This window comes from Streptosporangium saharense (assembly GCF_014203715.1).
GTDB lineage: Bacteria > Actinomycetota > Actinomycetes > Streptosporangiales > Streptosporangiaceae > Streptosporangium > Streptosporangium saharense.
In genome coordinates, this window is record NZ_JACHJP010000003.1 from 50,056 (window position 1) to 73,280 (window position 23,225).

Here is a 23,225-nt window from a genome sequence, read left to right on the forward strand (position 1 = left end):
GGCCGAGATCAATATCCCACTAATCTTGTAGGAAAACTCTCTGCTGTCTAGGGGTGATTTTACGTAGTCGCTCCGGTACGGGTCATGCGGGGACCGGGACGCGGATCTCCTCAAGTCCCTCGGGAACCTTGCCCGGATAGGCGCCCGACAGCATCGTGGCCACCGTGTAGAGGTGCCAGGCCTGGGCGGGCTTGGTGACCGCGGGCGTGGCGAACAGCTTGCGGACCTCGTCGGGGGAGACGATCGGGGCCAGCAGGTCGAGGTGGCCCAGGACGTGTTCGCGCAGCACGCCGCTCAGCGCCTCGCCCGGGCTGGTGCGCCAGCTCCAGCCGCCCCCGGTCTTCGGCGCCGTCAGGAATCCCGGCCTGCGCTGCCAGGGGTAGTAGCGCCGCTCGGCGGTGAAGCGCCACGGCTTGCCCTCGATGGGGATGTGGCGAAGCTTCGGGGCGAGGGTGGTGATGAGCTCGTGGACGACCTCCTCCGACAGCCGCCACGCCTGGTCGAGTCCCAGGGCCGCGCGCACCACCCGGTTGTCGAGGAACGGCCAGACCGGGTCGCCTCGGCGCTGTGATCCCGCCCTCGACCCGGCCTGCCAGCGGCCGATCCGGTAGAAGACGTACATCTGGTCGAGCGCCTCGATCCCCTCGCGCTCCTGCCAGGGACGGGCCAGCTCACGGGCGTGCTCGTTGGCCTCGGCGCTGAAGAGGGCCTGGTCCCGCAGGAACGTGGTGTCGATCCTGCGCCGCAGGGCCTTGGGGCTCAGGTCGCTCTGGAGCAGCAGGAAGCTGCCCGCGCGCAGCACCTCCCCGCTCTGCCCCGACATGGTCGGCCTGGCGTTGTACGGCAGGTAGCCGACGATCGACTCGTAGGCCGAGGTCATCCCCTCGCAGGTCCGCAGCGTCTCGTAGGTCCTGGCCAGCGGGTGCTCGACCAGGACGGCGTCCCTGCGCTCGGTGCGGGCCGGGGGGATGACCGTGTGCTCGACGCCGAGCGCCCCGGCGATCCGCCCGGCGAGGATCACGTCGGGGTGGCTGTCGAGGCCGTTGGTGGTCGCGCGCAGCGGGATCCCGGCCGCGTGCAGCACCGCCGCGGCGAGCCTGCTGTCCCGGCCGCCGGTGAGGGCGAGGTTGACCGGCTCGCCCGCCGCGCGCAGCGGCTCGACCGAGGTCAGCAGCGCGTCGGCCAGCCCCCCGATGAGGGCCCTGCGCCGCCTCGACGACGACGGCGCGGCGACCGCGACAGGCAACGGTGCCTCGGCGACCGTACGGCTGCCGCCCCTGACGCTGACGGTCGCGGAGGGCGGCAGCGCGCTGACCCCCCGGTAGGGCGTCTCGTCGGACAGGAAGTAGCCCTGCCTGATCATCGACTGCAGCGCGAGCACGTCCCACTCGACCCGATCGCCGAAGGTGGCCAGGCTGACCAGCAGCGCCCTGCTGCCGATCACGTGCACATCCTGGTTCTCGGCGTAGTAGACCGGGCAGACCCGGTGGATCGCGGTCGCCGCGGCCAGCTCGGTGCCGGTCGCGCGGAACACCGAGAAGCAGCCGCCGACGGCCTCCGCGCTCAGCTCCGGGGCGCCCGCGAGGTAGTCGACCTCGTTGGGCACGGCCAGGTTGCCGTTGACCCCGGTCACCCGGTCGTGGCCGACGGCCAGCAGCGGGGGCATCCGGGAGTCGTCGGGCTCGTTGGTCCAGGCGAACAGGCTGATGCCCGGCCTGTGCCACTCACGGGACCTGATGACCTCGGGCGGGACGGGGAAGGCGGTCTCGATCGAGGCGCGCACGGTGTGCAGCATCGCCTCGGGAACTCCGGCTTCTGGACGTTTGGCGGCCAGTCCGAGATACACGCGCATGGCCCCGAATCATATGTCTCCTTTTTTCGGCATGAAGCGGGATTAATAAGGAAATCATGTGGCACCGAGGGCGTCCGGGCAGGGGAGAGGCCGGTCACGCGCCGGGCACGGTTTGCGCTCGCTTGGGTCAAGCCCCCGGCGCGAGCCGCGAAGGGGTCGTCGTAGGGGGTGGCATACGAATCCCCGTAAAACCCTGTAAATCCCGGTGAATTCCTCGTGGCTCCCTGTGGAGGCGAACATGAAACAACGCACGCTCGCCATCTTCCTGGCCGTCCTCGCCCTGTGGTTCACAGCCGCCTGCGGGTCGTCGGCGCCCACGGCGGACAGCGCGAACAACACCCAGCCGAGAAGCGGTGGAACGGCGCAGGCGCCCCAGGAACGTGAGGACGGCGCCGAGGACACGAACGACACCACCGTCGACCAGATCTCGACCTTCGCCCTCGACGTGGACACGGCCTCCTACGACTACGCCAGACGCGTCATCGGGGAGGGAAGACTGCCGGAACGCGACAGGGTCAGGCCGGAGGAGTTTGTCAACTCCTTCCGCCAGGACTACCGGGAACCCGACGACGACGGCTTCTCCGTGCGGATGGACGGCGCGCGGATGCCGGGCAACGGTACGGCGCTGCTCAGGGTCGGCCTGCGCACCCGCCAGGCGCAGGCGCAGGAGCGGCGCCCGGCGAACCTGACGTTCGTGGTCGACGTCTCCGGCTCGATGGGCGAACCCGGCAGGCTCGACCTGGTCCGCGAGGCGCTGCACCAGCTCATCGGCCAGCTCGGCCCCGGCGACCGGATCTCCATCGTGGCCTTCAGCGACGAGGCCGAGGTCGTGCTGTCCATGACCCCGGCGACCGAGCGGCGGGAGCTGGACGCGGCCGTCGAGCGGCTTGCCGTACAGGACTCGACGAATCTTGAGGCGGGGCTGACCAGTGGATACCAGGAGGCGGCCAAGGCCTTCAGGCCGGTGGCGACCAACCGGGTCATCCTGCTCTCCGACGGCCTGGCCAACAACGGCGACACGAGCTGGCAGGGCATCCTGGACCGGGTCGAGGAGTACGCGGGCCGCCAGATCACCCTGCTGTGCGTCGGCGTCGGCCGCGACTACGGCGACCAGCTCATGGAGCAGCTCGCCGACAACGGGGACGGCGCCGCCGTCTACGTCAGCTCGGTCGACGACGCGCGCAAGGTGTTCGTCGAGCAGCTCGCCGCCAACCTCGACCTGCGGGCCCGCGACGCCAAGGCGCAGGTCGTGTTCAACCCCGCGACTGTCGAGTCCTACCACCTGATCGGCTACGAGAACAGGCGGATCGCGGCCGAGGACTTCCGCGACGACAGCAAGGACGGCGGCGAGATCGGCCCCGGCCACACGGTGACGGCCCTGTACGAGGTACGGCTGCGCGAGGGCGCCTCCGGGCAGCTCGCCACGGCGACCGTGCGCTGGCAGGACCCCGACACCCGTGACCCGGGGGAGGCCAGCGGCTCCATCGGGCGGGCAGACCTGGCCTCCTCCCTGTGGGAGAAGCCGTCGCCGAGGTTCCAGGTGGACGTGGTCGCCGCGGCCTTCGCCGAGTATCTCCGCACCGGTAAGCCGACCGCGGGGATCGAGACGGAACAGCTCGCCGAGCACGCGGGCCGTCTGGCGGCCTCGACGGAGGACCCCGCGGTGGCCGAACTCGCCACCCTGATCACCCGCGCCCTGTCCTTCCGCTAGCCGTACGGCCGCCGGGGAGCCGCTTTCCCCTTTTTCCCCGGCTTTTCTCCGGCGGCCACGACGGTTACGGAGCAGGGCGAGATGTCCTATACACTGGCGTGGTGCCGCCGAGCGGCGCGAAACGCAAGGGGCTATGGCGCAGCTGGTAGCGCGCCTCCATGGCATGGAGGAGGTCTGGGGTTCGAATCCCCATAGCTCCACAGCGAACACGAGGTCCCGTCCGAACCGGACGGGACCTCGTCGTCTTTCCTGCCGGGCCGTACGAAAACGGGAAGCCGGGCATATGCCCCCATCTGGAGCACCACTACGCTCAGCCTCGGACGACGCGCGTCACCGAGCCCAGGAGGAGCAGAGGTGCCTGACGACCCGGCCGCCCGTGAGGGGTGGGGGAGCCCATGACGACCACCCTGCGGATCACGGTCACCGACGCGACCGACGACCAGTACAGCGCCGTCGTGCAGGCGCTCCGTGACGCCGGGCTGCCGCCCCGCCAGTGGAGCGTCAGGACCCAGAACGAGGCGAGTCCGTCGGGTCCGGCCATGTGGGTGGCGCTCGTCCTGTTCGCCGTGGCCGTGGCGATGCTGCTCGCCTGGATCTGGGTGGGGGAGTGGCGATGGGGCGTCACGGCGGTCTTCCCGCTCCTGGCCGGGGTCATCAGCCTCGGGATGTCGCTCCCGCAAGGGAGATAGCGGTTCTCCATGGAGGAAGAAGGATGAGCGAGATGCCGGTCTTCGGGGTTGAAGGGTTCGATGTCCAGTGAGCCCCGTGTGGATCGTGGACATCGACGGCACCCTCGCCCTGCGCGGAGACCGGCGCCCCTACGACTGGAACCGGGTGGGGGAGGACACTCCCAACCCTCCCGTGGTCGCCGTCGTCCAGGCCCTTCTCCTCGCCGGACACCCCGTCGCGTTCGTCTCGGGGCGCAAGGAGCAGTGCCGCCGCCAGACCGAGATGTGGCTCGCCACCCATGTCACCAGCCTCGACGACACCGAGGTGTGGATGCGTCGTGACGGCGACAACCGGCCCGACACGATCGTGAAGCGCGAGATCTACACCAGGCACTTCGCCCACCGCCCCGTCGCCGGAGTCATCGACGACCGCGCCTCCGTCACCGCCATGTGGCGCTCGCTGGGCCTGACCGTCCTCCAGGTCGCCGAAGGGAACTACTGATGACCGGTTGGATGAAGCACGGCGGCCCCGATTTCCAGGAGATCGCCGACAGGCACACGATCTTCCGCTTCCAGGTCGGCTCCGGGCTGCACGGCACGGCCATCGCGGGCACCGACGACCGCGACGAGATGGGCATCTGCGTCGAACCCGCCTCCTACGTCGTGGGACTGCGCAGGTTCGACCAGTACGTCTACCGCACCCAGCCCGAGGGTGTCCGCTCCGGTCACGGCGATCTCGACCTGACCGTCTACAGCCTCCGCAAGTGGATGCGGCTGGCCCTGGACGGCAACCCCACGGTCCTGCTGGGGCTCTTCGTGCCCGAGGCCGAGATCGTCTCCATCACCGACCTCGGCCGTGACCTCCTCACCGAGGGGCCCGGTTTCATCCTGTCCCGTCAGGCGGGCCACCGCTTCCTCGGCTATCTCCGGTCCCAGCGGGAGCGCATGGTGGAGCACCCCAACGGGAAACGCACCAACCGCCCCGAACTGATCGCCCTGCACGGATACGACACGAAGTTCGCGGGCCACATGGTCCGCCTCGGAGCACAGGGCGTCGAGCTCATGGAGCACGGCACGATCACCCTCCCCATGCCCGAACCGTGGCGCTCCCTGATCACCGGCATCAGGAAGGGCGAGCACACCAGGGAGGAGACCCTCGCCATCGCCGCCGACCTCGAAGCACGCCTTGAGAAACTGCTGTCTACCTCCCCGCTGCCCGAGACCCCCGACCGGGACCGCTCCGACCAATGGTTGATCAACGCCTACACCCAGACCTGGTCCACGGAGGCGTGAGAGCCTGACTCCTCAGGCGCGCAGGGACTCCAGCATCCTGGTGAGGGCGGCCAGGGTGTCGGGGAGGTTTTGGGGGTCGGGTGAGTCGGCGAGCCATAGGGCGGCCTCGTTCATGGCGCCGGAGAGCAGGTGGGTCAGGGGGGCGACCGGCTGCTCGGCGATGACGCCCGCCTCGACCAGGCCGGTCAGCGCCTCGGCGAGGTGACGGGCCGAGGCCGCCTCGTCGAGCGCGCGCCACTCCTGCCAGCCGAGTACGGCGGGGCCGTCGATCAGCATGATCCGCCGGACGTCCGGGTCGGTGCTCGCGGCGAGGAAGGCGTGGCACCCGGCGACGAGCTGGTCCCAGGGGTCGGTTTCGGCGTCGGCGGTCGCGGCCACGCGTCGGCCGACCTCCTTCTGCACCTGCGCGAGGACGGCGCGGAACAGCGCCGCCTTGCCGTCGAAGTGGTGGTAGAGGGCGCCCTTGGTGACGCCCGCGGCGGTGACGATCTGGGACAGGCCGACAGCCCCGTAGCCCTCGGCCGCGAACAGCCGTCTGCCCTCCCGCAGCAGTGCGCGCCTGGTCTGTTCGCGCTGCTCGGCCCTGCTCATGCCGTTCCTCCGGGACGCCGACGGCCTTTTGACATACCGATGGTACGCCAACTAGCTTTCACATACCGACGGTATGTGAAAGGGGTTCGCCATGATCCTGACCAGCTTCTATCCGGTCGTCTGCACCGAGCGCCTGGCCGAGAGCCGGGACTTCTACGTCGAGCTGTTCGGCTTCGAGCCGACCTTCGAGGCGGACTGGTACGTGAGCCTGCGGCGCCCGGGGGCGCCGCCGTACGAGCTGGCCCTGCTCGACCACCGCCACCCGACGCTGCCCGAGCCGTACCGCGCGCCGGTGCGGGGGCTGCTGCTCAACTTCGAGGTCGAGGACGCCGACGCCGAGTGGGAGCGCCTGGTCGTACGGCACGGCCTGCGGCCCGAGCTGGAACTGCGCAGCGAGGACTTCGGGCAGCGGCACTTCATCGTCGCCGACCCGAACGGGGTGCTGATCGACGTGATCACGCCGATCGAGCCGTCCGCCGAGTACGCGGAGCGGTTCACGGCGTGATCAGCCGTCGGGGAACAGCTCGTTGAGGAGCGTGTGACCCGGCATCGCCCGGGCGGGCCGTACCCCGACGGCGAACATCTCCGGGGTGTCGAACACCGGCTCCCCGCTGGGGCGGCGCGCGTAGGGGACCCGCCCGTAGTCCACGCCGTCGCCCTCGTGGAAACTCATCCAGGTGATCGTCTCCTGCTCCCCCTCGCGCAGCGGGTGGTTGGACACGGCCCGGCTGTAGACCGCGTCGGGCGTGGTGACCCACACCAGGGGGACGGCGAAGACCCACCGCGTCGCCCGGATCTCCTGCGCCCTGACGGCCGCCCGCTCCTCGAACAAGGTGGCCGAACGCGGGTCACGGAGATAGTCGTAGTCGCTGAGCACGAGCCGCCGCTCGCCCTCGATGGCGACGACCGCCGGGCAGTGACGGGCGACGATGCTTCGCTGGAGACGCTCGACCACGTCGAAGAGCAGGGTGACCGTCTCGGCGTTCATCGTGTCCTCCGGAACTCACGAGGGAACTCACGAGGGCCCGCGCCGGGGAGGCCCCGGCGCGGGCCGCGCGCTGTCAGACCTCTTCGACGCTGCTCGGCTCGCGCCGGGACAGGTCGATGCCGAGCTCTTCGGCGGCGCGGAAGACGTCCTCGTCGGTGTCACGCATCTCGATGGACATGCCGTCGCTGGAGAGCACCTCGACGTTCAGGCACAGCGACTGCATTTCCTTGATCAGAACCTTGAAGGACTCCGGGATGCCCGGCTCGGGAATGTTCTCGCCCTTGACGATCGCCTCATAGACCTTCACCCGGCCCAGCACGTCGTCGGACTTGATCGTCAACTGCTCCTGCAGGGCGTAGGCGGCACCGTAGGCCTCCAGCGCCCACACCTCCATCTCGCCGAAACGCTGACCGCCGAACTGCGCCTTACCACCCAGCGGCTGCTGCGTGATCATCGAGTACGGACCCGTCGACCGGGCGTGGATCTTGTCATCCACCAGGTGCAGCAGCTTCAGGATGTAGATGTAGCCCACCGAGATCGGATGCGGGAACGGCTCCCCGGACCGCCCGTCGAACAGACAGGCCTTGCCGCCGCGCTGCACGAGACGCTCCCCGTCACGGTTGGGGACCGTGTTGCCCAGCAGCCCGACGATCTCTTCCTCGTTGGCGCCGTCGAACACCGGGGTGGCCATGTTGGTGCGGGGGTCGACCTCGGCGAAACCCTTGTCGCGCAGCCGTTCGGCCCAGGCCTCCCGCACGCCGGTGATGTCCCAGCCTCGGGCGGCGATCCAGCCCAGGTGGGTCTCCAGCACCTGGCCGACGTTCATCCGGCCCGGCACGCCGAGCGGGTTGAGGATGATGTCGACCGGGGTGCCGTCCTCCAGGAACGGCATGTCCTCCACGGGGAGGATCTTGGAGATGACGCCCTTGTTGCCGTGTCGGCCGGCGAGCTTGTCGCCGTCGGTGATCTTGCGCTTCTGGGCGACGTAGACGCGCACCAGTTCGTTGACGCCCGGCGGCAGTTCGTCGCTCTCCTCGCGGGAGAAGACGCGTACGCCGATGACCTTGCCCTGCTCGCCGTGGGGCACCTTCAGGGAGGTGTCGCGCACCTCGCGGGCCTTCTCGCCGAAGATGGCCCGCAGCAGCCGCTCCTCGGGGGTCAGCTCGGTCTCGCCCTTCGGGGTGACCTTGCCGACCAGGATGTCGCCGGGGACGACCTCGGCGCCGATGCGGATGATGCCCCGCTCGTCGAGGTCGGCCAGCACCTCTTCGGAGACGTTGGGGATGTCCCGGGTGATCTCCTCGGGCCCCAGCTTCGTATCCCGGGCGTCGACCTCGTGCTCCTCGATGTGAATCGAAGAGAGTACGTCGTCCTGGACCAGGCGCTGGGACAGGATGATGGCGTCTTCGTAGTTGTGGCCCTCCCACGGCATGAACGCCACCAGCAGGTTCTTACCGAGTGCCATCTCCCCGTCGTCGGTGCAGGGGCCGTCGGCGATGACCTGGTTGACCTCGATCCGGTCGCCCTCGGCCACGATGGGCTTCTGGTTGAAGCAGGTGCCCTGGTTGGAGCGCTTGAACTTCGCCACCCGGTAGGTGGTGCGGGTGCCGTCGTCGTTCATCACGGTGACGTAGTCGGCCGAGACCTCCTCGACCACCCCCGCCTTGTCCGCGGTGATCACATCCCCCGCGTCCGTCGCCGCCCGGTACTCCATCCCGGTCCCGACCAGCGGCGCCTCACTCTTGAGCAGAGGCACCGACTGACGCATCATGTTCGCGCCCATGAGGGCCCGGTTGGCGTCGTCGTGCTCCAGGAACGGGATCATCGCCGTCGCCACGGACACCATCTGACGCGGGGACACGTCGATGTAGTCGACCTCCTCGGCGCGGGCCAGCTCGGTCTCCCCGCCCTTGGTGCGGACCAGGACGCGGGCCTCGGCGAACGAGCCGTCGGCGTTGAAGGCCGTGTTGGCCTGCGCCTTGACGTAGCGGTCCTCCTCGTCGGCGGTCAGGTAGTCGATCCGGTCGGTGATCTTCCCGTCGACGACCTTGCGGTACGGCGTCTCGACGAACCCGAAGGCGTTGAGCCTGGCGAAACAGGCGAGATACCCGATGAGGCCGATGTTGGGTCCCTCGGGCGTCTCGATCGGGCACATGCGGCCGTAGTGGGACGGGTGCACGTCACGGACCTCGAACCCGGCCCGCTCCCGCGACAGACCACCGGGACCGAGGGCGTTCAGGCGGCGCTTGTGCGTCAACCCGGACAGGGGGTTGGTCTGGTCCATGAACTGCGACAACTGGGAGGTCCCGAAGAACTCCTTCAACGCCGCCACGACGGGACGGATGTTGATCAGGGTCTGCGGCGTGATCGCCTCGACGTCCTGCGTCGTCATCCGCTCACGAACGACACGCTCCATCCTCGCCAGACCGAGACGGATCTGGTTCTGGATCAGCTCGCCGACGTTGCGGATCCGCCGGTTGCCGAAGTGGTCGATGTCGTCGGCCTCAAGGGGCAGGTCCGTGGACTCCTCACCGGCGTGCAGCCGCACCAGGTATTCGACCATCGCGACGATGTCGTCCTCGGTGAGGGTTCCCTGGGTGATGTCGGCGTCGACGCCGAGCTTCTTGTTGATCTTGTAGCGGCCGACCTTGGCCAGGTCATACCGCTTGGAGTTGAAATACAGATTCTCCAGCAACGTCTGCGCCGACTCCTTGGTCGGCGGCTCACCCGGCCGCAACTTGCGGTAGATGTCCAGCAGAGCGTCATCCTGGCCGGCCGTGTGATCCTTCTCCAGGGTCGCCCGCATCGACTCGTAACGCCCGAACCGCTCCAGGATCTGCTCACTGGTCCAGCCCAGCGCCTTCAACAGCACCGTCACGGCCTGCTTACGCTTACGATCGATCCGGACCCCGACACTGTCACGCTTGTCGATCTCGAACTCCAGCCAGGCACCCCGCGACGGGATCACCTTGCAGCCGAACAGATCCTTGTCCGAGGTCTTGTCGACACTCCGATCGAAATAGACCCCCGGAGAGCGCACCAGCTGAGAGACCACGACACGCTCGGTGCCGTTGATGATGAACGTCCCCTTACCCGTCATGAGCGGGAAATCGCCCATGAACACGGTCTGGCTCTTGATCTCACCGGTGGTGTTATTGATGAACTCCGCCGTCACGAACATCGGGGCGGAGTAGGTCATGTCCTTGTCTTTGCACTCATCAACGGAGTACTTGGGCGGCTCGAACCGATGGTCCCGAAACGACAGGGACATAGTCCCGGAGAAGTCCTCGATGGGACTGATCTCCTCGAAGATCTCTTCGAGACCCGACTGGGCCGGAACGTCCTTGCGCCCGGCCTGGCGAGCCGCCTCGACCCGCCCCTTCCACTTCTCGTTGCCCAGCAACCAGTCAAACGACTCGGTCTGCAAAGCGAGAAGGTCAGGAACTTCGAGCGGCTCCTGAATACGCGCGAAAGACACGCGACGGGGACCAGCGGGTACGGCGGAGGCGTTGCGCGAGGCTGCCAACAGATGTCCTTCCGGAGATCACGGATGGAATCGACTGCGCGCACGCCAAACGCCCCGGAAAGACCCGGGGGCGTCGACAGACGGCGCGAGGGCAGCAGCATAGCGCAATTGGCAAACGAAAAGCCACAAATACTATAAGCGTCAACCTCGGTGCCACCGTCAGGATGTCACAGGGGCAATGACCCCGTCAACTTCCCGGCGCGCCGTACCTCTGAAAAAGACGGCTCGCGGTTGAACGGCCGGTTGGCATGTGGGATCGTCTCGTCATGGACTTTCTTGACGACTATCTCGGGGGTGTGCGGGCGCGGGGCGCGGTGTTCTGCCGCTCGGTCGTCGAACCGCCGTGGAACGTCCGCTTCACCGGCCCGGTGCCGCTCGGCCTGGTCACCGTGCTCACCGGGGACGCCTGGATCCTCATGGACGGCTCGGCCCCCGAGCCGCTGCGCAGGGGGGAGGTCGCGCTGGTCCGGGGCGGCAGGCCGTTCTCCGTCGCCGACGACCCGGCCACCCCGCCCCAGATCGTCATCGAGGACGAGACCACCTGCCACACGGTCGGCGACGGGCCCATGCTGGACGCCGACGACCTCGTTCTCGGGCCCAGGACCTGCGGCCTCAACGCCGAGGCGACCGGCACGTTCGTGGTCGCCGGATACCCGATCCGGGGCGACGTCGGCGACCGGCTGCTGCGCTCCCTGCCGGACCTGGCGATCGTCCGGGGCGAGCGGGACCTGGCGCCGCTGCTCGGTCTGCTGGCCGTGGAGATCCTCAGCGAGGAGCCCGGCCAGCAGATCGTCCTGGACCGGCTGCTCGACACGCTGCTGGTCAAGGCGCTGCGCTGCTGGTTCGCCCACCCGGACTCCGAGCCTCCCGCCGGATACCGGGCGCTGGCCGATCCGCGGGTGGGACGCGTGCTGCGCGCCCTGCGCGACGACCCGGGCCGCCCCTGGACGGTCGCGAGCATGGCGGGGGAGGCCGGGTTGTCGCGGGCGGCGTTCTCCCGGGTGTTCACCGAACTGGTCGGGACGCCGCCCATGACCTACGTGACCGAGTGGCGGATGACCCTGGCCGCCGACCTGCTGCGCGAGAAGGGCGCGAGCGTGGCGTCGGTCGCCCGCAGGATCGGCTACTCCGACGGGTTCGCGTTCAGCAACGCCTTCAAGCGCGTGCGTGGCCGCTCACCCGGCGCCCTGCTGGCCGAGGCGCGCCGTTCCTGAGCGGTCAGGACTTCCACGCTCCCGCCGCGGCGGCCTCCTCGGCGAACGCGGCGAAGGAACGCGGCTCGCGTCCCAGGGCGCGCCGTACGCCGTCGCCGACCCGGTCGCCCACCCCGCGGGCCAGCTCCTCCATCAGGTCGGCGACGGCCTCGACGACCTCCTGCGGGTAGCCCTGCCCGGACAGGGCGGCGCCGTAGGTCTCCCGGTCGACGGGGACGTAGCGGACCCGGTGCCCGGAGACGCGGGAGATGACGGCGGCGACGTCACCGAAGGAGATCGCCTCCGGGCCGGTCACCTCGTAGGTCTGGCCCGCGTGCCCGTCGCCGGTGAGCGCGGCCACGGCCACGTCGGCGATGTCGGCCACGTCGACGAACGCCTCCCGTCCCTCACCCGCGGGCAGTGCCAGCTCCCCGGACATGACAGGTTCGAGCAGGAAGTCCTCGCTGAAGTTCTGCGCGAACCAGCCCGCCCGCAGGATCGTCCACTCGGGCACGGCGTCGCGGACCGGCTTCTCGAACGGATCCTGCGACGGGTGCCCCTGGCCGTCCTCCCCGCGCGCCGACAGCAGGACGATCCGCCGGACGCCCGCCTCGGCCGCGCGGGCGACGAAGGCGGCGACGGTCGAGGGATCGACGGCCTCGGCCATCGGGACGAGATAGACGGCCCTGACCCCCTCAAGGGCGGGTCCCCAGGTCTCCGGGTCGCCGTAGTCGAACAGGGTGCCGGTCGAACGGGAGGCGACGCGGACGGGGACCTCCAGGTCGCGCAGGCGGGCGACCACGCGGCGGCCGGTCTTGCCACGGCCGCCAAGGACAAGAATCGGTGCTTGGCTCATACCCCCATCACACCGCCACCGACGAGACGATCACATGGTCGTACGGCTCGCACGCATGTGAATTCGTCTCATCGACGGCTCTCAGCCGAGTTCGTAGTCCAGGTGGTAGGAGTGGGCGCCGTTGTCGTTGACGATGCCGCCGGAGCCGCGGACGCCCGTCAGCTCCCCGGTGCCGGAGTCGGGCAGGACGTCCCAGGTCAGGGCCGACTCTCCCGCGTACGCCGTGGCGTTGTGGTGCAGCACGAAGGTGCCCTTCCTGCCGTGCAGGGTCCCGGTGAAGCGTTCGAAGCCCGCGTAGGCCGCCGAGTCCTCGACCTGGGACGTCGCGGTGATGATGTCGGTGGTGCTGGTGCCCGCGAGGTCACCGGCGAAGGTCTTGGTCACGTGGACGAGGGAGAGCGTCGCGCCCTCCGCCTCGTCGTAGGTCTCCGGTTCCCAACTGTCCAGGGTGAAGGTGCCGGTCGCGCGGGGCATGGGGATCTCCTTGTTCGTTCTTCGTTCTTCGTTCTTCGTTCGAGGTGCGGTCCCCATCGTGCCGCCCATACCTGTCACCTGCTGTCAGCTATGACCTCGATCTCAGCCCAGGCTCCACCGGTCCATGTTCCAGGTGATGGTGGACTGCGCGGGGTTCGGCACGACGTTGCGGATCGACTCGTCCCACGCGCTGAGGGTCGAGTGCTGGAAGAGCGGGATGGTCGCCACGTCCGCCCACAGTTGCTTCTCGATCGCCCCGATGATGGGGATCTGCGCGTCCAGCTCGACTGTCGCGTTCAGCTTCCTGATGAGCCGGTCCACCCTCGCGCTCGAGTAGCAGCCGTTGTTGTTGCCCTTGTTCTCGCTGTCGCACTTCTTGGGCGTGGTGTAGGTGGAGGCCCAGCCGCTGACCAGGGACGACGCCGACCAGGCGAACAGTGCGACGTCGTAGCCGTTGGCGGGCATCACGGTGCCGAAGAAGTCGTCGGAGCCCTTGTCCACGACCTCGAAGCCCGCCTTGTTGCAGGCGTCGATGATCAGCTGCACCTCGACGGTCCGGCGCGGGTTGGGGGTCTGGTAGCCGATCTTGACCTGGACGCCGGTCTTGCCCGCCTTGGCCACCAGGGCCCTGGCGCCCTCGATGTCCTGCTTCGCGTAGACGCCCGCGCCGCCGGAGGCGGCGATGACCGCCGCCGCGTTGGCCTGGAACGGCGCCACGTTGCGGATCTCCAGGGGCTTGGCGTCCGGGATCACCGGTTTGATCAGGCTGTCGACGATGAGCTGCCTGGGCACGCACTTGGCGAAGGCCTGGCGCAGCCGTTTGTCCCTGAAGGGACTCGAATCGACGTTGAAGTCCAGGTGCTCGTAGGTGTACTGGTCGGCGACGTTGACCTTGACACCCTCTATCCTCTCCAGATCCTTGAGCACGCCGGGTCCCGGCTGCGGCTCGATGATCTGGACCTCCCGGTTGTGCAGCGCCTGGGCCTGCTCGTCGAGGGTGATGAAGCGCTCGATGATGGTCGGGGTCGCCGCCGGGGTGCCCCACCACCTGTCGTTGGCGACGAAGGTCAGCGACTGTCCCGTGTCCATCTTGGAGAGCTTGTAGGGGCCCGAGGACGGGATCAGCTCGGCCGGGGGCAGCGAGACCTCGGAGACCCAGCCGTCGTTGAAGAACTTGATGGACCTTTCGAGCCTCTTCGCGTCACGTGCCTTGACCGCCGCGATGAACTCGTCCTCGGAGAGGCCGCCCTGCTTCGCCACCACGTGGGCGGGCAGCAGCTCGGTCGCGCCGGGCCCGCCCGCGATCCAGTCGGCGAAGGGCTTGTCGTAGACGAGGGAGAAGCTCCTGTCGCCCTTCTCGCAGGCGGGCAGTTCGGTGTCCTCGACGCCGGTCGTGCCGGAGGTGGAGAAGCCCTTGATCTTCCCGGACTTGAACCCCCACCACAGCAGCACGTCGTCGCAGTCGATCGGGGTGCCGTCGGACCAGACGGCCTTCGGGCTGATCGTGTACTCGACAGTCAGCGGGTCGTCCGAGGTCTTGACGTAGCGGCCGAAGTCCCGGTCGGCGGTGATCTCGCCGTTCTCCCCGTAGAACCAGAAACCGGTCAGGACCCGCTGCAGCGGCCCGGCGTTGCGCGTGGCGTTCTCCGCGGCGGTGTTGTTGTTGTAGGAGTGGAACTCCTGCTCGTAGGCGTAGGTGATGCTCCTGGCCCCCGAAGAGACCGGCTTCGAGGCGGCGGACCCGGCGTCGCCGATCCCGCAGCCGCTCAGCACGAGCGCGCCCCCCAACAGCGCCGGCAGGAACCTGCCGGACCTCCGCGCATGGAACACGGTAGAACTCCTTAGTAGCCCGGCGCTCGCTCGCTCACCGGCCCCGGTCGAGCAAAGCTGAACATCATCCCCTATTTCCGACAAGTGGGACGAGCCGGGTGTTGTACATCTGAGATGGGCCGGTCTTGGCACATCTCTCTTATGGCCTGATTCTTACGGATATTGGCGCTCGGGCCACTCGTGGGTCCGGAGAGCCACCTCCATGATGGGCCACATGACAACCACCCCTCTTCGCACGCGCAGGTCTGGGGTGCATCGCGCCTGGATCGTGGCCGGGGTCGCCTTCGTGGCGATCCTCGGCGCCGCCGGGTTCCGGGCGACCCCGGGCGTGCTGATCACCCCCCTGCAGGAGGAGTTCGGCTGGTCACGCGGCACGATCTCACTGGCCGTCTCGGTCAACCTCATGCTGTACGGCCTGACCGCCCCCTTCGCGGCCGCCCTCATGGACCGCTTCGGCATGCGCAGGGTCGTCTCGTGCGCGCTGCTGCTCGTCGCCGCGGGCAGCGGGTTCACCATCCTCATGAACGCCTCCTGGCAGCTCGTCCTGTGCTGGGGCGTGCTGGTCGGGCTGGGCACCGGCTCGATGGCCCTGGTCTTCGCCGCGACCCTCACCGACCGCTGGTTCGTCCGGCACCGGGGCCTCGTCACCGGCGTCCTCACCGCGGGCGGCGCGACCGGTCAGCTCGTCTTCCTGCCCGTCCTGGCCTCCCTGGCCCAGACCTCGGGATGGCGTACGGCCTCGGCCACGGTCGCCGGGGCGGCCCTGGTGGTCGTCCCCCTGGTGTGGTTCCTGCTGCGCGACCACCCCGCGGAGGTGGGCACGACCGCCCTGGGCGCCGACCCCGGCCAACTGGTATCCATACCCGCCCCCAGGGCCGGGAGGGGAGGAGCCGCCGCACGGGCGCTCGCCGTACTCGGACGGGCGGCCAGGACCCGGTCCTTCTGGCTGCTCGCCGGAGGGTTCGCGATCTGCGGGATGAGCACGAACGGCCTGGTCGGCACCCACTTCATCCCCGCGGCCCACGACCACGGCATGTCGGAGCCGGTCGCGGCCGGGCTGCTCGCGGTCATCGGGATCTTCGACGTCGTGGGGACGATCGCCTCCGGCTGGCTGAGCGACCGGGTGGACTCCCGGGTCCTGCTCGGCGTCTACTACGCGCTGCGCGGACTGTCGCTGATGGTGCTGCCCAGCCTGTTCTCGGCGACGACCGAGCCCAGCATGCTCGTCTTCATCATCTTCTACGGCCTCGACTGGGTCGCGACCGTGCCGCCGACGGTCGCCCTGTGCCGCCAGGTCTACGGCGCCGATGCCCCGGTGGTCTTCGGCTGGGTCTTCGCCTCCCACCAGGTGGGCGCGGCCATCGCCGCGGTCGGCGCGGGCCTGACCCGCGACCTGTCCGGCGCCTACGACCTCGCCTGGTACGCCGCGGGAGCCCTGTGCCTGGTCGCGGCCCTCATGTCGGTCTCCGTCACGGCCGCCAGGAAGAACGCCGTCCCCGCCTGAGCGGGGGAGGGGGCATCCTTGGAGGGTGAGTGAGACGGAAGTGAACGGTCAGAGGGTGCTCCCGCTGGTGGTGCGGATCGAGCGGACGGCCCCACCGACGCGCACCGACGCCCTGGAGGCGGCCGTGCTCGCCGTACTCACCCTGCTGGACGACCCCCGCGCCGCCGAGGACGGCGAGTGGGCCGAGCCGGTCAGGGCGTGGGAGACCCTCGGAATCAGGAAGGTCGTACGGCGCGCCCGCGGCGCCGAGTGGCGCAGGGTGCTTGACCTGCCCGGCATCACCGTCACCTCGGGCACCGCCGAGGTCCGCGTCCACCCTCCGGTGCCGCTCGACGACTGGCCGAGGGACCTGTCCAGGCTCCAGGTCTCCGGCACCGACCTGACCGACCCCGAGGAGCCGGGCCCCGCGCCGGACGGCGGCGTCGTGCTCTGGGTCAACCCCACCCTGGAGATGTCGGCGGGCAAGACCATGGCCCAGGCGGGACACGCCGCCCAGCTCGCCTGGTGGGGCAGCGGCGAGGAGGCCAGGCGTGCCTGGCGGGAGCGGGGCCTGACCTGCGCGGTCCGCACCGCCGAGACCGGACGCTGGGCAGGGCTGGCCGACTCCGGCCTGCCCACGGTCAGGGACGCCGGGTTCACCGAGATCGCGCCCGGCTCGTGCACGCTTGTCGCGGACGCGCCGTGGCTGCGCGGCGAAGGCTTCCGCCCGGCCACCTCGGGACCGCTCAGGTCAGCCTGACGACGTCGGCGAGCACCCCGCCCTCGGGCGTCAGCCGCCAGGCGGCCGGGCTGTCGTAGACCACCAGCAGGTGCTCGTCGTCGAGCATGCTCATCCCCTCTGCGTGGTCGTCGCCGTCGCCGTGGGGCAGGTCCATCACGAGCCTCGGGTCGTGCTCGACGGACGGCGTCGCCCCCGGGCTCCAGCGCAGCAGCCGTACCGGACCGTCGAGATCCATGGTCGGCCCCGCCAGGATCATCAGGTCCCCCTGGTGCGGGCACAGGTCCCGGATGCCGAGCCCGCCGAGGTTCAGGAAGTGCATCCGGTACGGCTCGCCGTCGATCGGCGCCAGCACCAGCCGCTCGGGACGGCGCGGGTCACTCTCGGGCCGGATCTCCAGCAGTACGGCCCAGCCACGCAGCACGGGTCCGCGAAGGCCGACGAAGACGCGTTCGCCGAGCACCGCGATGCCCTCGACGTCCAGGCCGTTGTCCTTGCCGGGGATCTTCAGGAAGGGGGCGAGGTAGGGGTCGTCGGCCATCAGGTCGGCCAGGTTCCTGCCGCGCCCCGACAGGATCGCCGCGGTGCGGGAGCCGTCCGCGCGGACCGGCTGGGAGCCGACCAGCGGCAGCCGCAGCAGGACGTAGCGGTTCTCCTCGCGCACGAGACTGCCGAGCCTGCGCAGGGACTTGCCGACGGGGTGGTCCCTCCTGACCCGCTTGCGCTTGAGACTGTGCGAGCCGATCGCCCACAGCCAGCCGTCGGCCCTGGCCAGTCCCTCGATGTCGGCCTCGTCCTCGGGACCTGCGGGCAGGTCGACGAAGTCCGCCAGGGCGTAGGTGCGCTGGTCGTCGTAGCGGCCCTCGTGGAGGGTCAGATACTCCACGGTCGCGGTCTCGTCACCCGCGAGCCAGAGGCCCGCGCCGTCGGAGCGGACGGCGGACAGGTTCGTGTGGGTCCTCGCGTCACGGGAGGTGACGTGGAAGCGGAGCTCTACCCGGCGTTCTGCAAGCACGGTGGCATCATGGCAGGAAGGTGCAAGAAGGGGCATACCGGACCAGAAGACGGGAGGGCACTCGTTCCCTAAGTGTGATGGGGATCCCGCACGGGAAAACCGGATTTGTCGTACGCTCCCGATCGTGCTCGATGGGGTGGGTGGGACTCAGGGGACCCGGGAACCGGGTGCCGTAACGACGCGTGTGACCGCCGAGGCGGACCCGTCCGACCCGCGGAGGACCTCCGTCCCCCGCCCACCGAAGCCGCCGAAGCGCTCCCGCATCGGCGACCTGTCGATGCGCGTCGTCTACCGGGTGCTGGCCGTGGCCGTGGTGCTGGTCGTCGCCGCTGCCGCCGTCGTGGCCGCCCTTGTCTTCTCCGGCACCTCCGATCGACCGGGCGAGGTGTCGTCGGGGCAGGTCGCCGCGCCACCTGCCGCGACACCCTCGCCCGGTTCCAGCCCCGTGTCCGCCTCCCCTTCCGTCTCTCCCTCTGCTTCGGCTTCCGTTTCGGCTTCCACGACTCCTGAGGCGTCAGCCTCGCCCTCGCCGTCCACCCTGGAGGGGGTCGCGCGCGACCGGAGCGCGGTCGTGGCCGCCTTCGCCGACCCCCGCGTCCCCGAACTGCCGCGCGACAAGAAACTCGCCCGGCTGTACGGCAAGGCCCACCACAAGGGCAAGCGCGTGCTGAAGGACCGCAGGTCGGGCGTCTGGCTCGCCAGGCTGAGCAAGCCGTGGAAGATCTTCGGGGCCTCGCCGTTCTCGACCAAGCAGGTCCTGCCGAAGGTGAAGGGAGCGCCCGTCAGGGCCATGGTCGTCAGCTGCCCGGTGCCGATCCAGGCGCAGCGCCACGCCAAGGACACCGCGCTGCTGGCCGCCCGCTGGACGCTCAACCACCACCCCGAGGACTCCAGGATCTCCTGGCTCGCCTCGCAGCCGATCAAGAAGGGCTGGCTGCTCACCTACAAGGTGAAGTACAAGGTCAAGGGCAAGGCGCGCTTCTCCGTGGCCGCCGTCGCCGTGACGAGCAGCTCCGCCTCGCGGCCCGCCATGGTCTTCGTGACGATCCCCGACGTCCAGCGCCCCTACTGGCGCGACGTCAACACCGTCGTCTCCTCCATCAAGCCGAAGTAGTCGCCTTTCCGGGGGAGTGCTTCGGGGGCGCTAGGCTCGGTCGGCGTGACCCGGATCGTGCTCGCCTCCGCCTCCCCCGCCCGCCTCGCCCTGCTCCGCAGCGCCGGACTCGACCCCAAGGTGATCGTCAGCGGGGTGGACGAGGAGGCCGTCACCGCGCAGACCCCGGCGGACCTCTGCCTGGCCCTGGCCAACGCCAAAGCGTCGGTCGTCGCGCGTGACCTCACCTCGGGCCTCGTCATCGGCTGCGACTCGGTGCTCGAACTGGACGGCCAGGCGTACGGCAAGCCGTCCTCGCCACAGGAGGCCGTCGCCCGCTGGAAGTCCATGCGCGGGCGTCAGGGACGGCTGCTCACCGGCCACTGCGTGATCGACGCCTCGGACGGCAGGCAGGTGTCGGAGGTCGGGGCGACCGTCGTGCGCTTCGGGACGCCCGGCGACGAGGAGATCGCCGCCTACGTGGCCACCGGCGAACCCCTGCGGGTCGCGGGCGCCTTCACGCTGGACGGTCCCGGCGGCTGGTTCGTCGAGGGCATCGACGGCGACCACGGCAACGTCCTGGGCATCTCCCTGCCGCTGCTGCGCCGCCTCTTCGGCGAACTCGGCGTCTCCGTCCCCACCCTCTGGCAGTCCTGACCCTTCCTGATTGGAAGCGTCGCGCGGCGATTCGCCGATGCCGCTAATCTTCCGGCATGGGTCATTTCCGCTCCTTCGTGGAAGGTGCCGGGTTCTTCTTCCAGGGACTGAGCTGGGTCGCGAAGAACCCCCGTTGGTGGCTGTTCGGGCTGATCCCCGCTCTGATCGTCTTCATCCTCTACGCGGTGGGGCTCTACTGGCTCGGCACCCACGCGACCGACATCGCCGAATGGGTGACGCCGTTCGCCTCGGGATGGGCGCACGCGGCGCAGACAGCCCTGCGGGGCCTGGTCGGGCTGGCGGTCTTCGGCGCCGGGCTGGTCCTGTTCGTGGTGACCTTCGCCGCGGTGACGCTGATCGTCGGTGAGCCCTTCTACGAGAAGCTCTCCGAGCAGGTCGAGCTGTCCCACGGTGACCTGCCGGTCGGGCACGATCTCCCGATGTGGAAGGCGATCCCCAGGTCGATCAGGGACAGCCTCATCACCCTGTGGTACGTGCTGCTGTTCACCGTCCCGCTGTTCTTCCTCGGCTTCGTCCCGGTGATCGGGCAGACGGTCGTCCCGGTGCTCGGCGCCCTGGTCTCGGGCTTCTTCCTGACCGTCGAGCTGACCGCGCTAGCCATGGAACGCAGGGGGCTGGCGCGTAAGGAGCGCTTCGCCGTCCTGCGCCGGAACAAGGCGCGTGCCCTCGGGTTCGGCGTGCTGATCTTCCTGATCTTCCTCGTTCCGCTGGCCGCCGTCGTGACGATGCCCGCGGCGGTCGCGGGCGCGGCCATCCTGGTCAGGACGCGGCTGGCCGTACCCGGTGCCGCCCCGGAGATCCGCGAGAGGGCCTGAGTCCCTCGGTTGTTCCCGTTTTGTACGGCTTTGTGCGGCTTTGTACGGCGGAGCCTGTGGACAACCGGCCGCTCCCCGGAAAGTTGTCCACAGAACGGCGTTCGGTCGCACGGCGAGAACGGCAACCAGGCGATGCTTCGCCCATGACAACCGACGTTCCCGCTCCGCCCATCCCCTCCGCCTCCTCGCCCGCCCTCCTGCTCGCCTCCACGCAGGACATCCTCGGCGCGGTGCCCTACCTCGTGGGCTTCCACCCCTCGGACAGCCTGGTCGTCATCGGGCTGCGGGGCAGACCACCCCGCTGCCGGCTGCACCTCACCGTCCGCTGGGACCTACCGCTCGCCCCTCCCGGCCCCGGCAAGCTCCTGCCGCTGCTCGCCGAGGAGGGCATCACCCAGGTCATCGTCGTGGGATACGGCCCCGGCGCGCTGGTGACCCCGGCCATGGACCTGACCGTGACGCTGTTCCGCCAGTCGGGCGTCACGGTGGTCGACGCGCTACGGGCCGAGGACGGCCGCTACTGGTCCTACACGTGCTCCCGCGCCGACTGCTGTCCCGCCGACGGCACGCCCTACGACCGTGAGACGGGTGTCGTCGCCGCCAAGGCGACCGTGCACGGCCTGGTCGCGCTGCCCGACAGGCGGACCCTGGAGCGTTCCCTCGATCCCGTCGGCGGGGCGGAGCGCCTGGCCATGCGCCGGGCGACCGCGCGTGTCACCCGGGAGCTGAGAGCCGGGCTCGCCGAGAGCGACGCCCCCGGAGGGCTCGCCGCGGAGTTCGTCGCCGACGGGATGGCACGGGTGCGCTCGGCGATCGCCCTGCACGCCTCGGGAGGGCGGCTGTCCGACGAGGAGGCGGTCAGGCTGGGGTTCGCCCTCGCGGTGGTCAGGATCCGTGACGAGGCGTGGGCGCTGACCGCCGACCGCGCCCCGACCGGCGACGCGGTTTCGGCCGATGCCTGTCTCGGGCTGTGGCGTGACCTCACCCGCAGACTGGAGCCGAGGTTCGTGCCCCCGGCCGCCTCCCTGCTCGGCGCCGCGGCCTGGTGCCGGGGTGACTCCGCCCTGGCGGGCATCGCGCTCTCCCGCGCGTGCGACATCGACCCGGGCTACTCGATGGCCAATCTGCTCATGTGCGCGTTGCGGCACCTGCTCCCACCACGGGTGCTCAGAGACAGGATGCCCACCTCGCAGGAGCTCGACAGGGAGATGGGGGCTCCCCGGATGGCGTGGCTGCTGCCGATGATCGCGTTACTTGGGGAGCCTGAGGACCACGCGGAGTGACCGGCTCAGCCCTCGGCGCGCTTGCGCCGCTCGTTGTAGGCCCGCATCCGGGCGGGGTAGCCAGTCAGCTGCACGTCGTAGACCGGAAGGGCGAGGTCGCGAGCCACCTTTCTGATCACCGCGGGCGAGCCGACCCGGCGGCGTGTCCACTCGCCGTCGTCCGCGATCGCCATCGCGGTGGTGTCGGTCGCGAAGGTCTCAGGCTCGACGTAGAACTCAACGCCCTGGCGTGACTTCGCGAAGGCGATGAGCGCCTCGACGTCGGAGTCGGTCGCCTCTCGGTCGAACCTGGCGATCTTCGGCCCGCGCAGACGCCTTAATCCATAGCGATCACGCCATCTCATGTCTCCTTGTATACATCCCCTGGTCGTTTCATGGTGAAAGCCCAGGGTGGACTCTAAGGGACATCCAAGGGTTCACCCGGATAGACCGGTCAAAAGTTGTCGCTGAATATTGAGATCGACGGCGGAAACGAAAGGTATGTCGGTTCTATGACAGGCACAGCGACACCGGCGGCGGGCGCATGGCGCGGCGGCGCGGCACTTTCCGACCCCGGATTCGAGCACGCCAGGCTCCGGGTGAGCAACCAGGACCGGGAACAGGTGGTCGAGCACATCAAGGCCGCCTACACCGAGGGACGACTTGACAAGATCGAGTTCGACGACAGGGTCGAGCGGGCGATGACGGCCCGCGTCCACGCCGACCTCATGCCGATCATGCACGAGCTGTACGGCTCCCGCCCGCCCGTGCCCGCGCCGTACCCGTTCACCACGGGGGCGGCTCCCGCCTACCACGGGGCACAGGCGCTCACAGGGGGAGACCGGGTGGGGGCCGCGGCCGCGCACCTGCTCCCGCTGACCGGCCTGCTCGCGATCGGTCCGTTGATCATGATGCTCACCGCGGGCAAGACCTCGCCCTACGTCCGCAGGCACGCGGTCGAGGCGCTCAACTTCCAGCTGACCCTGCTCGGCGCGACCGTGCTGCTGGCCATCACGGTCGTGGGCACGGTCCTGATGCCCGTGCTCTGGCTCGGAGGCATGGCGCTCTCGGTGGTCGGTGGCCTGGCGGCGCTGGGCGAGGGCCGGTTCAACTACCCGTTCACGATGCGGCCGGTGAAGTAGGAGGCCGGAAAGGAGG

Annotated in this window: 22 protein-coding genes and 1 tRNA gene; 14 read left to right on the forward strand and 9 right to left on the reverse strand. The window is 69.5% G+C overall.

Features of this window, described 5'->3' with window-relative positions:
• Positions 1-82: 82 nt before the first annotated feature.
• A complete protein-coding gene (locus FHS44_RS16270; RefSeq protein ID WP_184715477.1) occupies positions 83-1,852 on the reverse strand; it encodes an asparagine synthase-related protein in 1,770 nt (589 codons plus the stop codon).
• Between the two features lie 238 nt (positions 1,853-2,090).
• Here FHS44_RS16270 and FHS44_RS16275 point away from each other — a divergent pair, with 238 nt between their 5' ends.
• The 5 genes from FHS44_RS16275 (at position 2,091) to FHS44_RS16295 (ending at position 5,524) form a co-directional block, all read left to right on the forward strand.
• On the forward strand, positions 2,091-3,563 hold the full coding sequence (locus tag FHS44_RS16275; protein ID WP_184715479.1) for a vWA domain-containing protein: 1,473 nt from the start codon (positions 2,091-2,093) through the stop codon (positions 3,561-3,563).
• 127 nt (positions 3,564-3,690) lie between these two features.
• Positions 3,691-3,763: transfer RNA gene (locus tag FHS44_RS16280), tRNA-Ala, on the forward strand.
• 195 nt (positions 3,764-3,958) lie between these two features.
• The gene (locus FHS44_RS16285; protein WP_184715482.1) at positions 3,959-4,252 is read left to right on the forward strand and encodes a hypothetical protein; all 294 of its coding nucleotides are present in this window, start codon (positions 3,959-3,961) and stop codon (positions 4,250-4,252) included.
• A 76-nt stretch (positions 4,253-4,328) separates the two neighbouring features.
• Entirely contained in the window at positions 4,329-4,733 is a 405-nt protein-coding gene (locus FHS44_RS16290; RefSeq protein WP_221460906.1) for a phosphatase domain-containing protein, read from the forward strand.
• 11 nt (positions 4,734-4,744) lie between these two features.
• A complete protein-coding gene (locus tag FHS44_RS16295) occupies positions 4,745-5,524 on the forward strand; it encodes a nucleotidyltransferase domain-containing protein (protein ID WP_184716558.1) in 780 nt (259 codons plus the stop codon).
• Positions 5,525-5,536: 12 nt separating this feature from the next.
• Here the strand turns inward: FHS44_RS16295 and FHS44_RS16300 are convergent, their stop codons facing one another.
• Complete coding sequence (locus FHS44_RS16300; protein WP_184715486.1) at positions 5,537-6,115, reverse strand: TetR/AcrR family transcriptional regulator; 579 nt, start codon at positions 6,113-6,115, stop codon at positions 5,537-5,539.
• A 91-nt stretch (positions 6,116-6,206) separates the two neighbouring features.
• On the opposite strand from FHS44_RS16300, the gene FHS44_RS16305 reads away from it, so the two are divergent.
• Positions 6,207-6,620 (forward strand): VOC family protein, encoded by a 414-nt coding sequence (locus FHS44_RS16305; RefSeq protein WP_184715487.1) that lies wholly within the window; start codon positions 6,207-6,209, stop codon positions 6,618-6,620.
• Here FHS44_RS16305 and FHS44_RS16310 read toward each other — a convergent pair whose 3' ends face one another.
• Together FHS44_RS16310 and rpoB are read right to left on the reverse strand one after the other, a co-directional pair.
• Positions 6,621-7,103, reverse strand: coding sequence for a hypothetical protein (locus tag FHS44_RS16310; protein ID WP_184715489.1), 483 nt, complete (start codon positions 7,101-7,103; stop codon positions 6,621-6,623).
• A gap of 73 nt (positions 7,104-7,176) precedes the next feature.
• Positions 7,177-10,629: a DNA-directed RNA polymerase subunit beta gene (gene rpoB, locus FHS44_RS16315; RefSeq protein WP_184715491.1), complete on the reverse strand. Its 3,453-nt coding sequence runs from the start codon at positions 10,627-10,629 to the stop codon at positions 7,177-7,179.
• Positions 10,630-10,895: 266 nt separating this feature from the next.
• Here rpoB and FHS44_RS16320 point away from each other — a divergent pair, with 266 nt between their 5' ends.
• Entirely contained in the window at positions 10,896-11,843 is a 948-nt protein-coding gene (locus FHS44_RS16320; RefSeq protein WP_184715493.1) for an AraC family transcriptional regulator, read from the forward strand.
• 4 nt (positions 11,844-11,847) lie between these two features.
• Here FHS44_RS16320 and FHS44_RS16325 read toward each other — a convergent pair whose 3' ends face one another.
• From FHS44_RS16325 to FHS44_RS16335, 3 genes are all read right to left on the reverse strand, one after another.
• Complete coding sequence (locus FHS44_RS16325) at positions 11,848-12,678, reverse strand: NAD(P)H-binding protein (protein ID WP_184715495.1); 831 nt, start codon at positions 12,676-12,678, stop codon at positions 11,848-11,850.
• An 81-nt stretch (positions 12,679-12,759) separates the two neighbouring features.
• Entirely contained in the window at positions 12,760-13,152 is a 393-nt protein-coding gene (locus tag FHS44_RS16330; RefSeq protein ID WP_184715497.1) for a DUF3224 domain-containing protein, read from the reverse strand.
• Positions 13,153-13,254: 102 nt separating this feature from the next.
• Positions 13,255-14,982: an ABC transporter family substrate-binding protein gene (locus FHS44_RS16335; protein ID WP_184715499.1), complete on the reverse strand. Its 1,728-nt coding sequence runs from the start codon at positions 14,980-14,982 to the stop codon at positions 13,255-13,257.
• A gap of 214 nt (positions 14,983-15,196) precedes the next feature.
• Between FHS44_RS16335 and FHS44_RS16340 the strand changes: the two genes are divergently transcribed.
• Positions 15,197-16,486, forward strand: coding sequence for an MFS transporter (locus tag FHS44_RS16340; RefSeq protein ID WP_246435604.1), 1,290 nt, complete (start codon positions 15,197-15,199; stop codon positions 16,484-16,486).
• A 25-nt stretch (positions 16,487-16,511) separates the two neighbouring features.
• Entirely contained in the window at positions 16,512-17,225 is a 714-nt protein-coding gene (locus FHS44_RS16345; protein ID WP_312863679.1) for a peptidyl-tRNA hydrolase, read from the forward strand.
• Here the strand turns inward: FHS44_RS16345 and FHS44_RS16350 are convergent.
• Positions 17,212-18,219 (reverse strand): DUF3616 domain-containing protein, encoded by a 1,008-nt coding sequence (locus FHS44_RS16350; protein ID WP_184715504.1) that lies wholly within the window; start codon positions 18,217-18,219, stop codon positions 17,212-17,214. The genes FHS44_RS16345 and FHS44_RS16350 overlap by 14 nt on opposite strands.
• A gap of 184 nt (positions 18,220-18,403) precedes the next feature.
• Here FHS44_RS16350 and FHS44_RS16355 point away from each other — a divergent pair, with 184 nt between their 5' ends.
• The 4 genes from FHS44_RS16355 to FHS44_RS16370 all read left to right on the forward strand — a co-directional run bounded on the left by FHS44_RS16355 (position 18,404) and on the right by FHS44_RS16370 (position 22,088).
• Entirely contained in the window at positions 18,404-19,333 is a 930-nt protein-coding gene (locus FHS44_RS16355; RefSeq protein WP_184715506.1) for a hypothetical protein, read from the forward strand.
• 45 nt (positions 19,334-19,378) lie between these two features.
• Complete coding sequence (locus FHS44_RS16360) at positions 19,379-19,969, forward strand: Maf family protein (RefSeq protein WP_312863680.1); 591 nt, start codon at positions 19,379-19,381, stop codon at positions 19,967-19,969.
• 56 nt (positions 19,970-20,025) lie between these two features.
• Positions 20,026-20,805 carry an EI24 domain-containing protein gene (locus FHS44_RS16365; protein WP_184715508.1) on the forward strand — a complete coding sequence of 260 codons (780 nt, stop codon included), beginning with the start codon at positions 20,026-20,028 and terminating at the stop codon, positions 20,803-20,805.
• Positions 20,806-20,948: 143 nt separating this feature from the next.
• Entirely contained in the window at positions 20,949-22,088 is a 1,140-nt protein-coding gene (locus FHS44_RS16370; protein ID WP_184715509.1) for a DUF4192 domain-containing protein, read from the forward strand.
• A 5-nt stretch (positions 22,089-22,093) separates the two neighbouring features.
• On the opposite strand, the gene FHS44_RS16375 is transcribed toward FHS44_RS16370, so the two are convergent.
• Positions 22,094-22,432, reverse strand: a complete 339-nt coding sequence (locus FHS44_RS16375; protein ID WP_184715511.1) for a hypothetical protein — start codon at positions 22,430-22,432, stop codon at positions 22,094-22,096.
• Between the two features lie 147 nt (positions 22,433-22,579).
• Here FHS44_RS16375 and FHS44_RS16380 point away from each other — a divergent pair, with 147 nt between their 5' ends.
• Positions 22,580-23,209, forward strand: a complete 630-nt coding sequence (locus FHS44_RS16380) for a DUF1707 and DUF4870 domain-containing protein (RefSeq protein ID WP_184715513.1) — start codon at positions 22,580-22,582, stop codon at positions 23,207-23,209.
• Positions 23,210-23,225: the final 16 nt, after the last annotated feature.